Annotated in this window: 11 protein-coding genes and 1 riboswitch; of the genes, 3 read left to right on the top strand and 8 right to left on the bottom strand. The window is 41.7% G+C overall.

What is annotated here, in order from left to right; translation table 11 throughout:
- Position 1: 1 nt before the first annotated feature.
- The 6 genes from LEP1GSC192_RS07425 to LEP1GSC192_RS07400 form a co-directional block, all read right to left on the bottom strand.
- Entirely contained in the window at positions 2–1,090 is a 1,089-nt protein-coding gene (locus LEP1GSC192_RS07425; protein ID WP_020769120.1) for a VWA domain-containing protein, read from the bottom strand.
- Between the two features lie 112 nt (positions 1,091–1,202).
- Positions 1,203–1,844, bottom strand: a complete 642-nt coding sequence (gene cobC / locus LEP1GSC192_RS07420) for an alpha-ribazole phosphatase family protein (RefSeq protein ID WP_020769380.1) — start codon at positions 1,842–1,844, stop codon at positions 1,203–1,205.
- Positions 1,829–2,641 carry an adenosylcobinamide-GDP ribazoletransferase gene (locus LEP1GSC192_RS07415; protein WP_036089266.1) on the bottom strand — a complete coding sequence of 271 codons (813 nt, stop codon included), beginning with the start codon at positions 2,639–2,641 and terminating at the stop codon, positions 1,829–1,831. The genes cobC and LEP1GSC192_RS07415 overlap by 16 nt, the downstream gene beginning before the upstream one ends.
- A gap of 55 nt (positions 2,642–2,696) precedes the next feature.
- The gene (gene cobT / locus LEP1GSC192_RS07410) at positions 2,697–3,740 is read right to left on the bottom strand and encodes a nicotinate-nucleotide--dimethylbenzimidazole phosphoribosyltransferase (RefSeq protein ID WP_020769203.1); all 1,044 of its coding nucleotides are present in this window, start codon (positions 3,738–3,740) and stop codon (positions 2,697–2,699) included.
- A gap of 73 nt (positions 3,741–3,813) precedes the next feature.
- On the bottom strand, positions 3,814–4,671 hold the full coding sequence (locus tag LEP1GSC192_RS07405; RefSeq protein ID WP_020769180.1) for an LIC_13355 family lipoprotein: 858 nt from the start codon (positions 4,669–4,671) through the stop codon (positions 3,814–3,816).
- Between the two features lie 37 nt (positions 4,672–4,708).
- Positions 4,709–5,290, bottom strand: a complete 582-nt coding sequence (locus tag LEP1GSC192_RS07400) for a hypothetical protein (RefSeq protein ID WP_020769096.1) — start codon at positions 5,288–5,290, stop codon at positions 4,709–4,711.
- A gap of 192 nt (positions 5,291–5,482) precedes the next feature.
- A riboswitch (adenosylcobalamin (AdoCbl) riboswitch) is annotated at positions 5,483–5,609 on the bottom strand.
- A gap of 238 nt (positions 5,610–5,847) precedes the next feature.
- Here LEP1GSC192_RS07400 and LEP1GSC192_RS07395 point away from each other — a divergent pair.
- Positions 5,848–7,188, top strand: coding sequence for an FAD-dependent oxidoreductase (locus LEP1GSC192_RS07395; RefSeq protein WP_020769056.1), 1,341 nt, complete (start codon positions 5,848–5,850; stop codon positions 7,186–7,188).
- 58 nt (positions 7,189–7,246) lie between these two features.
- Here the strand turns inward: LEP1GSC192_RS07395 and LEP1GSC192_RS07390 are convergent, their stop codons facing one another.
- A complete protein-coding gene (locus LEP1GSC192_RS07390; RefSeq protein WP_036089325.1) occupies positions 7,247–9,391 on the bottom strand; it encodes a toprim domain-containing protein in 2,145 nt (714 codons plus the stop codon).
- Positions 9,388–10,773, bottom strand: a complete 1,386-nt coding sequence (locus tag LEP1GSC192_RS07385) for a DNA gyrase subunit A (RefSeq protein ID WP_020769313.1) — start codon at positions 10,771–10,773, stop codon at positions 9,388–9,390. Before LEP1GSC192_RS07385 ends, LEP1GSC192_RS07390 begins: the two co-directional genes overlap by 4 nt.
- Before the next feature lie 227 nt (positions 10,774–11,000).
- Between LEP1GSC192_RS07385 and LEP1GSC192_RS07380 the strand changes: the two genes are divergently transcribed.
- Both LEP1GSC192_RS07380 and gltX read left to right on the top strand, forming a co-directional pair.
- Positions 11,001–11,954, top strand: a complete 954-nt coding sequence (locus LEP1GSC192_RS07380; protein ID WP_232420981.1) for a hypothetical protein — start codon at positions 11,001–11,003, stop codon at positions 11,952–11,954.
- Complete coding sequence (gene gltX, locus LEP1GSC192_RS07375; RefSeq protein ID WP_036089259.1) at positions 11,941–13,503, top strand: glutamate--tRNA ligase; 1,563 nt, start codon at positions 11,941–11,943, stop codon at positions 13,501–13,503. The genes LEP1GSC192_RS07380 and gltX overlap by 14 nt, the downstream gene beginning before the upstream one ends.
- The last annotated feature ends 77 nt before the right edge of the window (positions 13,504–13,580 follow it).

Raw genomic sequence — 13,580 nt, 5'->3', positions numbered from 1 at the left:
CTTACTTTGTAAGGTTTCTTTCTCCGCTTCTGTCCACGGAATTTGGGATACCTTGTGTGTCCCAGAGTTCTAATTCCAAATTTAAAGGAAGATGCGCCGGTGCAGAGATCTGAAATTCACCTTCTCCTTTTCTTGCTTGGAAGCAGATCTGTTCGGTTCGTAAAACTCTTTCCGGTTCGCTAGTTCTTTGTGGATTCCAGTTTTGTGTTTTCGTAGGAGAGGAATTTTTTCTTTTTAAATTTAGAATTACACATTGATTATCAGAGTCCGAATTCTCAAAAACGAATTTGACTCTGTAAAAATGTTCCTCCGAATCGGTTTGTTTCTTTTCGATCTCGGAGATCCGGATCTTGGACTTTTGTTTTTCGGGTTCTAGTTCGGTTCGTTTAGACAGAGGTTCTTGTTTTAAAAGATCTTCGATTGCAAGGAAGAAGTCGCTATCTTCTCCGACATTATAAAATTTTCCGTTCCCTGTTTTTGCAAGAGACTGCATGATCCTTTTTTCATCCGGTTTTAATCCAAGTCCTAGGATATACATTTTGAAATTTACGCCTTTTTGTTGTAAGACTTGGAGTTCTTTTTCGGGATTTCCATAACAACTTTCAATTCCATCCGTTACTAAGATCAGATCCGTCGGAGTTTTTCTTCGGATAATATAATCACCTGCGATTCGGATGGACTCTGCAAGCGGGGTCGCCCCGGAAGGGGTTAGGCCGAAAAGTTTGTTTTGAAAGCCGGGACGATTTCCTTTTTCTAAAGGTTGGTACAACCTGGAAGATTGGCAACCGGGGAGACGATTTCCGTAAGCGATAAAACCTACTTCGGTCTCTTCAGGAAGTTTTTCTACAAAATGTCGAACGTACTTCTTAGCTAAATGTACTTTTTGGTAAATCCCTAGATATTCGTTCATGGAGCCGCTTGCATCTAAGATAAACAATTTGGCTCTTTCCGATTGTTCGGGCATAACAAGTTCGGGAGATGTATCCGAAACGATAAAGGAAGGATCAAGAAGTAAGAATATGAGTAGAATATACTTTATATATTTATAATTAATATGGGGTCTATATCTGAATATTTGGAAAAAGAGCATTGGCGATCCGAATACTATATTCCTTATCGGACAGAAGTAAAAACACCTTAGAATCTATCGCAAATAATCTTTTAGTATTTCTATTTATGTCTTATTTGTTATGAGTTGAGTATTATTTCTTATTCCAATAAACGAACTGAGGATAAGATTGTATTTCTCCGAATCGGATCTTAAGACAAGAAACGGATCCATACTCTAGAACCAAACGAAACGAATTCTCCAAAGGGAAACCTAATACGATAGAGGACAAACATCGGATGGGTCCGCCATGGGTGACCCAGATTGTTTTGTATTCCGATATTTCTCCTTCTTCTTTTTTGAGATTTTCCCAGGACCTTGCTTCTTGCAGACCTTCTTCCCAAGATCTTAAGATCCTTGTTTTTAATTCGGAATAGGTTTCCCCACCTGGTGGTCTTCTGTTTACGTAGTCTTCCATCCAAGGATCCGTTTCGAATCTAGGAAGGTCTTCCCACAATCGTCCTTCCCAATCACCGAAGTCCAACTCTTGGATCTTCGAGTCCACTTTCCAAGCAGGAGCGTTCGATTTAGATTCCTGATGTTTACTGATATATTCCGCTAAACTATAACATCTGAATAAAGGGCTGGTCCGGATAGAATGCACTTTTTCTGGAAGAAGTTTCAGCACATTCTCCGCTTCTTTTTCAAAACTGGAAGGTAGTCCTAGATCGGATTTACCATAACAGGTTCCGGGTTCCACTTCCGGGGTTGTATGTCTGACTAAAAAGATTTCCATGCGGCAACGATCCCGATGAGATATAATAATTCGGTGACTTGTTGGACTGCACCTAAACAATCTCCCGTATATCCGCCCAACCATTTTTTATAAAAATTCCTAAGATACAAATACCCGAAAGTTTGCAATAGAAAAGGATACAAAATAAATCCGAAAACCCGGTCAGATGGAAGATAGTTATTATGTAAGAAAGCGAGCCAAGGAGCCAATCCCCAGATCCCAGCGATGAGTACATTAGAGGTTTTTAATGTTTGAATGATGGGTTTTGCCTTGGACAGCTGATCTTCTCTCACATAAGAAAGTGTTTTTGCGGTAAATAGAGCCCAAAACCTACTGGAAGAATGAGAAGAAATTATAGTTATAAATAGCACTTCGATAGAAAAATCTTCCAGAGATTTATAACAGAAAAATTTCAGGAGAAGTACAAGAATGATCCCGATGGTCCCAAAGGCACCGATCCTACTGTCCTTCATGATATCAAGGATCTTCTCCTTAGTCCAACCCCCTCCGAAACCGTCGCAAACGTCCGTAAACCCGTCTTCATGAAAAGCTCCGGTCACCAAAACGGAAACGGCCATTGCCAAAACGATGCTAATCTCCCAGCTCAAAGAAAGATGTGAAACCCACAGGACGAACCATGTCGAAATTCCGACAATCCATCCTACTAAAGGAAAATATCTGGAAGAAGAATTAAGATATTCGTCGGAATGTTCCACCCATGCCGGAACAATGATGCGGGTATTATAACGTACGGAGGAAAAAAAAATGATCAATTCTTTGCGGATAAATCCAAACATGCAAAGACGAACTTATTCATTCCTCCGATTCGATCAGCGAGAATTTACCTCGCGCTTAGTCTTTTTTTTCCGAAACGCCCGCGGATTCGAAGCTTGCCATTTCTCTCAAAAATGCCAATGCGGATTCTAAAATCGGATAGGCGAGTGCGCATCCGGTCCCTTCTCCCAAACGAAGCCCGAGATCTAAGATAGGATCTGCGTCGAAAAATTCGAGAATCAATCTATGACCTTGTTCGGAAGACTTGTGAGCAAAAACCGCGTTTCGAACGATCTTCGGCTCAATTCTGGAAGCTGTTAAGAATGCGGAACTTGCGATAAAACCGTCAACTAAGATCAAACGATTCTCTTTATAAGAAGAAAGCATCGCTCCGCAGATCATCGCGATCTCGAAACCTCCGAACTTAGAGAGGACTTCAATCGGATCTTTTGGATTTACTTGGTGTTTTGACCTGCATTCACCTAGGATCTTTTTCTTACGATCTAAAGATTCGTCGTCTAAGCCGGTACCTCTACCCGTAAGGTCTTCCGTGGAACGATCCAAAAAAACGGAAGCGAGTAGGGAAGCACTGGAAGTATTTCCTATTCCCATTTCTCCGAAACCGATCACGTTACAATTTTTTGGGATCCTTGTTGTTGCGATCTCTCCGCCGATACGGATGGCTTCTTCACATTCTTCTCTAGTCATAGCCGGTTCGTTTAGAATATTCCTAGTGCCTGATGCGATCTTTGCAGATATAAAATCAGGATGAATTTGTTCGAAGTTGCCGGAAACTCCTGCATCTATTACTAACAATTTGATCCCATGTTGTTTGCAAAATACGTTGATGGCCGCTCCTCCATTCAAAAAGTTTAATACCATTTGGTATGTGACTTCTTTTGGAAATGCGGAGACTCCGGAGTCCGCGAGTCCATGATCCCCTGCGAACACCATTAAATGAGGATTGGATAATACGGGATCTATAGTGTTTTGGATCGTACCTATACGGTAAGCTAGATCTTCTAATTTTCCCAAAGCGCCTAATGGTTTCGTCTTGGTATCAATCTTATTGCGTAAATGTTTATCTAAGTTCAATTGGTATACATCTTTAGGGCGGATCATATTGTTTTCACTTTCAAAAATTTAAATCGTTAAACCGAAAAAAGGATCGGAAGATCTCTGCTTCGGTTTTAAGTCAAGGAGTCACAGATCTTGCTATAACTCCGTCTATATCGGGATTTGCATGAGCCGCGTCAATCGGTAGAGTTGATAGGATTGTTTTTGCCGCAGAGATTTTTATATAGGCAAATCCATTCGTTTGGATATCGGTCTTCAAACTTCCATCACATCCTGTCCCTGAATTTCCAAAATTAGGATCGGCTAGGTCGAAACCGTCTCCTCCTCCGCCACCATTAACGATATCAGTATCAAAAACTTCCGAAACGGTCATAGGATTTGTATCCTGATTATAAACGAAAGGTGTGATACCTGCGAATCTTTCCCAATAAATTGGATTTCCTACAAAAGTGTTCGGATCGGGGTTCGTATATTCAGGATCCCAACCGCACCAATTGATTAAATCGTTTCCGACTTCAACGATTAAAGGTTCCATAAATACGTTGTTAAAAGGGTTGGAATCGTTTTGTACCCCGATGAAAAAAGGATTTTCGTAAACTATAAAATCGATCCCGCTTACGGGAAGAACCTTAACTCCGGACCAACGAAGTATGATCGCAGATCCGCTTCCGGAATCTTCTAAACTATAAACGTCCAAGGAGCCGTTAAATTTTCCCTGACCGCGAACTCCATCCACCAAACAATCGGAATCTTTGAATCCGACCCCGTTACTTGTCGGTGCAGAAACGATTTCATCGGCTACAAAAATTCCTCTACCTGTTTCCGGATTTTTCGAATCACAGGAACTTAGGAAACCGGATCCCCCTAAACCTAAAGCAAGAAGCGACTCGGCAGCGGATGAACTCTTGGAATCCTCACAATTGACGAGCCCAATAGAGAAACAGGCCAATATTAAGGAAATTTGAAATATTTTCATAAGGATTTCTTGCTCAACCTGTTTCTCTTATTCGATCTTAATTCAATTCAAGCCTGCTCCAAGGAGCCGGATCGAAACCGCTATTTAAACCGCAACCTGCGTTAATGTCGCTTGGATCGGAATAATAATCCAAATCATCGTCTTTGGCGGATGCTAAAGTTGTTTGAGTAGATACGTCTGAAAGGTCCGGACAAACGTAAGTTTTACCGTCTTTAATCGTCCATCTATACCAACCGTAACTTCCTTGAGAGAAGGAAGAATCTGAACGGAAGCGAACATAAATGACTTTTTTATTCGTATCGATCTCTTGGATTTCTCCGTATAAATAACTGTTTCCGTAAGTTTCGTCGAACATGGTTTGTGCGACTAAAGAAAGGGAAATATTGTACGTACCAACGATTTCATTTCCCGGCGCAGTATAAGTCCCGCCCGGGTAATCGGAAGTTCCATTGTAGTAATTGTAATTGCCCGCAATCGGATTTAATCCTGCAACTGCTACTAAAGCAAGTATGTTCTGATCGTCGGATTTTTTTGAATCTCCCAAATCGAAACAATTCACAAATACGAATAGTGAAGTGATGGTTAGCAGCAAGGTCGCTAGTTTTCTGAATCTTTTCATTTTTCTCTCCTGGTTCTGCCGGATATCGCAGAAAAAGAAAATAAAAGCAAAATTACGTTAGTCGATCATTGATCTTGTTCAGATCTGAACGATTGTGTATTTGCGGTGGTTTCTTTTTCCGTTCGAGAGCCCCGACATTTTAACTTTCGGGGCCCCATCGCAGAAAGCGCGGATGCGCTCAAGAGCGAGATTTACGATACTCCCCAACCTCGAGGTTTCAGTATCGCGGGGAAGATCTGGCTTATTCCGTGTAAAACGGACATCACAGTTGCGGGTCAGCGCGGGATTTTCACCCGACTTCCTCCCTGAAAGCGTAATTCCAGGTTTTGGTTTAGCGCTTCCCCTGGCAAGGGAAAAACTATTAGGATACGAAAGGTATCTATTCCTTGCAATATCGGAATAAATCTGCGATATTCAAAGTATAGGGACGGATTGGAACGATTCGGTGCATAATTTAAGATCAATGAGACTTATAGTTCGCAAAAAATTCGGGAAAGATCTTTCATAGACCGAAAATAAAAGAAAGAGTTCTAATAAAACTTCTAAAGAGGAATCCGATGAAAATTACCCGATCCACTTTTCTAAAAGCCGGAATTTTAACCGCCGCAGCTTTATTAGGAAGTCGTAAGGGAAATTTATCCGCTCAAAATACAAACTCCGGGAAAAAGGTGATCATACTTGGTGGGGGACTTTCCGGACTTTATTCCGCGTACATTCTAGGAAAAACGGGAAGTAAGGTAACTCTGATAGAGGCTACCGACAGAGTTGGAGGAAGAGTAAGATCTATACAGGATCCTTCCGGCCATGTGGTGGAGCTAGGAGCGGAATGGGTTTCTTCGGAGGAAAAAACGGTCCGCAGTTTGGTTAGAGAACTGGGATTAAAATTGCAACCTTCTCCTTTGATCCCTGATCTGTTTTTAGGGACTTACAAAAAAGCGGGCACATGGGAACTTTCTTCTAAATCCCAGGAAATCCTAAGTAAATTAATATCACAAAATTCTAAATTAGATACGGCTCAACAACAAGCCTTGGATCGGATTAGCTTTTATAATTATCTAATATATCAGGGAGTCAGTCCGGAAGACTTGGCCTTGCTTGGCCATAAACTTTCTCTTCATTACGGAGATAGTATTCGCGTTCTATCCGCCGAAAAAGTTTTAAGCGATCTTGCACAATTCCCCCAAAGGAATAGTAGAATCGAAGGTGGAATGGAAAGTATCGCCAAAACCTTGGTGATGAATATAGAAAACACCGAATTCGTTTTTTCGGATCCCGTGCTGTCTGTGGACCAGGATTCTTCAGGAGTTACGGTAAGTACAACTTCCGGCAGAAAATTTAACGGTTCAGCTTGTATATGCACTTTACCTGCGAATCAAATTTCGAACGTAAAATGGAATCCGGGACTGGATAAGGAAAAACTATTGGCCGCATTGAGAGTTCGCTATTCGCAGATCTTTAAATTGTTTTTGGTATTAAAAGAATCGCCATGGGAATCTTCTCCTTTTTCAGTCCATTCGGATGCTGCCGCTCAATTTTTATATGATGCAGGTACCAAGTCGGATACCGGAGATAAGGTTTTAGGTGTTATAGCTAACGGAGATAGATTTTCCGTATTCGATTCCGCCAGCCAAGACCAAAAAGTGGAATATATTCGCCTCACTCTCGATCGTTTGGGTTTGAAGAAGGACTTGCAGATACAAAGATTCTATTTTACGGATACTAAAAAAGATTACGTACCCAATGGGATCGCCGAATTTCCACCGGGAAGTTTTGGATCGGAGATCATTCTCAGAAAACCGTTTGATCGTATCTTCTTCGCAGGAGAACATACCGGAGAAATTACCGGTACAGTAGAGGCGGCATTAAGCTCCGCGATCAAAGCTGTAAATCTGGTTTAAACAAAAAAACCCGGAATCACTTCCGGGTTTTTTTATCTTAAGATGCTAAGTCGGAAGGTTAATCTTCGATCACGCTCATTGCGTATTCGGATATAGCATCCCTTCTTTGTTCTGCAAAGTCTTTGTGGAACCAAAGGTTTTGGATCTTGGAAGCTTCTTTCTTGTTTCCGATGGTGATCTTGGTCATACACTCATCGACTGCGAACTTCATCGCTTCTTTCCCGGTCTCTCCGAGTCCTTTGTTTCGTTTTTTACGAACGATCTGGCCTCCGGATTTTTCCACTCGTTTGACTAAGGCATCGTAATCCTTATCGTCGATACAGAATATGGTCTCTGTCTTTTTGGAATCTCCCATTTTAACATCCACCTCGTATAAAGGTGCGCTGGAAATATGGATGAGTCCTAGGTCGAAAAGTTCCGGCCAATACTCGTAAAAGAAAGAAAGCATTAAGGAACGGATCGCATATCCGTCAAAATCCGCATCCGTGATGATACTTACTTTTTCATAATTCAGTTCGTCTATAGATTTTACTTTTTGGTCCAAAGGAAGACCTAGTATCGCGACTATGTTCTTTAGCTCTTCGTTTGCGATCGCTTTTGCTAGGGAAACTCCCTTGCAGTTCATGGGTTTTCCTCTGAGAGGGAACAGACCATGAAGTTTTGGATTTCTTGCGGGACGAAGACCGGCAATCGCGGAATCTCCCTCCGCTACGAATAATACCCTTCCCGAATCTCCCGGTTTTCCCGTAGGAGGCATGAGTTTAGGTATATTCATCTTACTTGCTTTTTTGAGTCCGCGTTGTGCGTCTTCGAAAGCTTTTAGTTGGGTACGTTTCTCCATTTGGAGTTTAACTTCTTCCAATAATCCGGTTTTTTTAATAAACTTATCTAAGTGTTTATCCACCGCATTTCGGATGTCTTCGTTTAAGTCGTTGATCAAATAAGATTTGTCCTGAGATTTAAAACGAGGATTGAGCAGCCTCATGTTCACATACATGTGAAAGCAGTTTCTTACGTCGTTACGAGTACAGCTTGTTTTGAGTTTTTTCTCTAAGGAAACGATCTGGCTTTTTTTACGGACCTCGTCACAAAGTCTATTTTCCAGATACTCGATGGCTGAACCGCCTTGAGGAGCAAATATGGAGTTCACCCAAGTCAGGTTTTTGTTCTGTCCGATCACTAAGTAAGCTTCTAAATGTAATTGGGATCCGGCAGACGGTGCATTGTAATCCAATTTGTAGTAAGTCAGATCGGAATGTGAGAATATCTCATCCAAACCTTTTTTGAACTTAAACTTTTCCTTCTTACCTTTATGAACGAACTGCACTTCCAATCCAGGATTGGTCATTGCAATGTCCTGCAGATACTGTTTCATCAGATCCACGTTGAAGGAAATATCCAGGTTATTGAAATACTTGGGATTAAGTTCGAATTCGACCGAAGTTCCGTGATCTTCTTTGGAACCTTTTTCGATCGCCTCAATCATATTCGTTTTTTTGCAAATAGGATTCAGTTTATCAATCTGATCTTTTGTGAGAACAGGGCAGTCGTCGAATTTTCCATGCTCGTCGAAATACAGGAAAGCTTTTTCTGTGTCTTCTTTGGAAAGTTTATAAGAACGGATCTGCTTCTTTGCGTCTTCGTGAATAGTGAACAGTTTTTTGAAAGTGACTGCGTCGTTAGTGGTTTTTACTTTAAAATAGGAAGAAACCATTCTTACGAGGGAGATACCTACTCCGTTCTGGCCGGCAACATGGTCTTGTTTTACCTGGTCGTCGAAGTTCTCTCCGTACATCAAATGTAGAAATACACCTTCCGCATTTTTTGCAGGGATACCCCTTCCGTTGTCGATGACACTTACGGTCTTTCTGTCGGAAGACAATTGGATGACCAATTTGGACATCTTATCCTTTTCAGGAATGGATTTATCCTTTTGGTTTTTGCGGTACTCGTCCACCGCGTTCATACAGGCCTCGTCCAAACATTTTAATTTGGCGGGAACGTCTTCCAATTCCTCATGGACGATTTCGTATAAATTGTCGCTGTTCTTACGGAAAAAATGCTGCTCGAATGTGGAAGTGGAGTTTTGCCCCAACCACATTCCGGTCCTCATCCTTACGTGTTCTACGTTGGAGAGTTTCTTGAAGTGTCGTTCTCCTCCGGACGTGGGCTTCTTTTCGGTTTTGGTTTTAGCAGTGCTCATTCCTTGTCCCATTTATCCTTCAGCTCGGTTAATTCTCCGATCATGAATTCCGTTAATTTTTTATCTTCTTTCACAAGCCCTTGGTATCTGGAAAGGGCGGTTTTGGCCTCTACAATGGCTTCTTCACATTTGCGAACTTCTTCTAAAGTCATCCTGTAGATGGGGATGGAGGCCAACCATTCAAAATATTTGAATTTTGCCTTCTGTAATTTATCCTCAAAATCCTTCTTGGATTTGATACCGATCACTTTTTCGTTCCATTTTTCTTTGATGAAACGGATCAATTCAGAGTTTCTTTCGATCTTCTCTTCTTCCAGACCTGCCAAACGTTTGAATCTACGGATCAAGTGGGTCTTTCTGAAATCGCAGAAACGTTTGATGATCTCTTCCGGTCCGAAATTTTTCAAACGACCGTCGTAAGTGATTACGTTATTGGCTAGAGTTTGAGTATCTTCTTTGGAGATTACCGCTGCGATCTCTTTCGCACTAGGCTTTTCTCCTTTTTTATAGTTCAGTTCTATACGGAAAGTTTGGCTGGAATGATCCACATAGTCTTTCAGCCAGGAATCTTTTCTTTCCAGAATATCATCCAGAAGATTGATTACCTTCTCCCTGTTCCAGTTCATAGGTGCATCTGTAAGATACAGAGTATCTCCTTCCCAAGTAAAACCGAAGGTAGTAGTCATGGTAATATTACCGGCCTCGGTCTTGGCCATTTTCACCTCACCCTTGTAATCCTTGTACCAAGGTTTTAAGGGCAGAGGCTTTTTGGTTTTGAGATAATTAACCTGCGAATTAATAATATCGGAAAGTTTGTGTCCCGGGATAAAACAACGGAAGCCAGTTGCAATTCCCATAATATTGTTCAGAAGGACTATAGGTACTTTTCCTACGAAGTGGATCGGTTCGTCTTCAGTCTCGTCGTAGTTTTTTACGTAATCGATATCCGGCAAACTTTCGAAAAATCCCAGATCTTTTACGAAGTCGGAAAGTTTTACCTCGGTGTATCGAGGAGAAGCGATTGCGCTCGGATCTAAAACGTCGCCGAACGTACCTTCTCCAGCAACTAGGGGGTGGTTGTTTGCGAACGTAAAATCCTGAGCCATCTGAGAAAGAGCGTCTTGGATGGATCTATCTCCGTGTGGGTGATATCCCATCGCGAGTCCTGCTACTTTTACGGTCTTCGTGAACCGGTTGCGTGCGTCCGAATTCCACATTGCCCAAAGAATTCTTCTCTGGACGGGCTTTAAGCCGTCGATTTCGTGAGGAATTGCCCGAGAATCGCAGACATATCGAGAATATTTTCTCTGATCGTCGTTGACTTGGTCCTCAAACGGTATTTTAGGGAAGTTTTCTTTACCTGATTTATTGGAATCTTTCATAGGACTTTTATTGCCAAAGGATTTTAGGACGGTTTTACTGTCAACCTTTTAACGTACTACCCGAATTCGTACATACTTTTTAGGAAGAAATCGACTCAAGTTGCAGTAATTCTTACTTTCTTGTTGGGAAACACCGATAAGGAAAGAAAATTTCCCGGTTTTTCCTTGAAGATTCGGACTAAAACGGGAAGTTTTTCAAGAAATCCTCTTTTTCCGGCTGTATTTTTTTGGAACCGAAGTCTCGATCTTATCTCACAGCAACATTCTTCTCACTAGGTTTAACCACCTATTTACTTTTTCTAATGTCTTGTTCTCTTTTGACGGAATGGACGGAAGAAAAACCTTTCGTTTCAGATCTTCCCAGTATTCGGATCTATTCCAATATTAGTTCTATCCCTGCAAGTTCCGAATCTTTCCGGAACCAGCCGGGTCATCTGAGATACTTAGTACTAGTGACCCAAGCTTCTAAGGAAAAAATTTGGACCGGTGAAGTGGATCTTTGGGAAACAAAAGAAGATTTTCATACTTCTCTCCCTAAAGGGATCGTTTTTCCGAAACTCAGTTTTAAGGCTTCCTTATTTTCCGGTTCTGCCAAATTAGAAGACGGGGAATCTTCTCATCCTAAACAAGTTTCCTTTCATCCCCAGGGAGTTCTCTCTTGGAATTGGGAAGGAGAAAGTTTGAGATCGGGAATACAAACTTTATCTCCTAAACAACTCAGTATTTCCGATTGGGGAATCCTATATAATTTTTCCCAATCAGGGATCGTATGGGTTGCTAAAGAATATAGAAGTTTAGGTAAGAATGTGGAATTGAATTGGGAGAATGTTCGCAATAACCGCACTTACTTGACCACGGATTACACAAGCCCGGGCGGTAAAAGTTTTCCATACGCGGACTACGATTATAAGAACCAAATATTTCAATACGTAAATATGGCAGAAGGTAGACTTCCCGTTTGGACTTTCAAAGAGGAAGGTGAATATCGTTGGGTCTGGGGAATTCTTCCGGAGGATCTACTGACTTCAAAGAATATATCGAAATGGAAACAGAAGAGAAGGGATGAATTCATACCTATACATTTTTATGATGCAGCCAATAATATTCCGTTTACTGCCTCGGCCGATTTGAAGAACTATCCAATCATCCTCTTAAAAGATTACGACAATGCCAGAAAATAAGGAAGTTAGAACCAGGTTTGCACCGTCACCTACCGGGTTCCTTCATGTGGGCGGAGCTAGAACCGCTTTATTCAATTACTTATACGCCAAAGCCCAAGGCGGAAAATTTTTATTAAGGGTAGAAGATACGGATCAAGCAAGATCTACCGAAGAATCTTTTAAAACCATACTTGAATCCTTAAAATGGCTGGGAATAGAATGGGACGAAGGTCCTCATGTAGGAGGTCCTTACGGTCCTTATGTTCAATCGGAACGGATTTCCATCTACAAAGAATATACGGAGAAGTTGATCTCCGAAGGAAAAGCTTACCGCTGTTTTTGTACTCAGGAAGAACTAGAAGCAAAGAAAAAACAAGCAGAGGCGATGGGGGTTCCGTATGTATACGACGGACTTCACGCGAATATGAGCGAGGCGGAAGTCCAAGAAAAACTGAAAGCCGGGACTCCTTATTCTGTTCGTTTTAAAACTCCTTCCAAAACTTTGATCTTCGATGATATCATCCAGGGAAAAGTGAAGTTCGATACGAAACTGATCGGAGATTTCATCATTGTAAAATCGGACGGCTTCCCTTCTTATAATTACGCAGTGGTTGTGGACGACGGGCTCATGAAAATTTCTCATGTGATCCGTGGAGTGGGCCATCTTTCCAATACACCTCGTCAGATCCTGATCTATGAGGCATTGGGTTTCCCGGTTCCGGAATTTGCTCACGCATCCGAGATCGTCGGGATGGACGGTAAAAAATTGTCCAAACGTGCTGGAGCGACTTCTATATTAGCATTTCGTGATTTAGGTTATTTACCGGAGACGTTCTTAAATTATATGGCTCTGTTAGGATGGACATCTCCTGACGGCCAGGAATATCTGCCAGGGAACATTCTTCCTAAAACATTCGATGTGCATCGTTGTTCCAAGTCGCCTTCCACCTTTGACGTATTTAAAAAACCGAAAGGTGGAGATGAAGAAGTTGCGACTAACTTCTCGAGCTTAGATCAGATCGCAGAAGCGATGAACCCGAAATCCAAATTGAATTGGCTTTCTAACAAATACATCAGAGAACTACCGATCCAAAAAGTAGCGGATAGTCTAGCTCCGTTTTTAGAGAACAGAACGGATATTCCGGAAGAATACAGAGATCCTAAAAACAAGGAATTACATTCTTTAGTCGATAGTGTTCGAGTGTATCTGGACAATTTACGCCAGGCTCCAGACTATATTGCGGAATTTTTCGTATCCGACCTGAAGGTCCAAGAGGGGGAAGCGAAAGAAATTCTTTCCCAAGAATTTTCTCCCAAAGTTGTCTCCACATTCTACGAATTATTAAGAAACTCGGATCCAAAGACCGATGAGGATTATAAGGCTTTGATGACCCAAACGGGAGAACAGACCGGCCAAAAGGGAAAGACCCTATTTATGCCGATCCGAGTATCCGCAACCGGCAAGGCCCATGGACTAGAGTTACCTATCCTATTTCCTCTCTTAGGGAAGGAAAAGCTACTCAAACGAATAGAGAAAATCTCGGTACAAGTAGGAATTTCTTTACCTTAGGATTTTTTCGGGGGATTTTTGTTGCAAAACCCCCCTTTCGCTCTGTATTACTATACTAGAGGACTTCTCAGATAAGA

The organism is Leptospira sp. B5-022, from assembly GCF_000347035.1.
Taxonomy (GTDB): domain Bacteria; phylum Spirochaetota; class Leptospiria; order Leptospirales; family Leptospiraceae; genus Leptospira_B; species Leptospira_B cinconiae.
The sequence above is the reverse complement of the archived record's forward strand: the minus strand, read 5'-3'. Positions and strand labels throughout refer to the sequence as shown.

What these genes read in the sequence shown, in the direction of transcription:
- LEP1GSC192_RS07425 (WP_020769120.1), bottom strand. Translation starts at nt 1,090, where the DNA reads ATGCTCTTTTTCCAAATATTCAGATATAGACCCCATATTAATTATAAA.
- cobC (WP_020769380.1), bottom strand. Translation starts at nt 1,844, where the DNA reads ATGGAAATCTTTTTAGTCAGACATACAACCCCGGAAGTGGAACCCGGA.
- LEP1GSC192_RS07415 (WP_036089266.1), bottom strand. Translation starts at nt 2,641, where the DNA reads ATGTTTGGATTTATCCGCAAAGAATTGATCATTTTTTTTTCCTCCGTA.
- cobT (WP_020769203.1), bottom strand. Translation starts at nt 3,740, where the DNA reads ATGATCCGCCCTAAAGATGTATACCAATTGAACTTAGATAAACATTTA.
- LEP1GSC192_RS07405 (WP_020769180.1), bottom strand. Translation starts at nt 4,671, where the DNA reads ATGAAAATATTTCAAATTTCCTTAATATTGGCCTGTTTCTCTATTGGG.
- LEP1GSC192_RS07400 (WP_020769096.1), bottom strand. Translation starts at nt 5,290, where the DNA reads ATGAAAAGATTCAGAAAACTAGCGACCTTGCTGCTAACCATCACTTCA.
- LEP1GSC192_RS07395 (WP_020769056.1), top strand. Translation starts at nt 5,848, where the DNA reads ATGAAAATTACCCGATCCACTTTTCTAAAAGCCGGAATTTTAACCGCC.
- LEP1GSC192_RS07390 (WP_036089325.1), bottom strand. Translation starts at nt 9,391, where the DNA reads ATGAGCACTGCTAAAACCAAAACCGAAAAGAAGCCCACGTCCGGAGGA.
- LEP1GSC192_RS07385 (WP_020769313.1), bottom strand. Translation starts at nt 10,773, where the DNA reads ATGAAAGATTCCAATAAATCAGGTAAAGAAAACTTCCCTAAAATACCG.
- gltX (WP_036089259.1), top strand. Translation starts at nt 11,941, where the DNA reads ATGCCAGAAAATAAGGAAGTTAGAACCAGGTTTGCACCGTCACCTACC.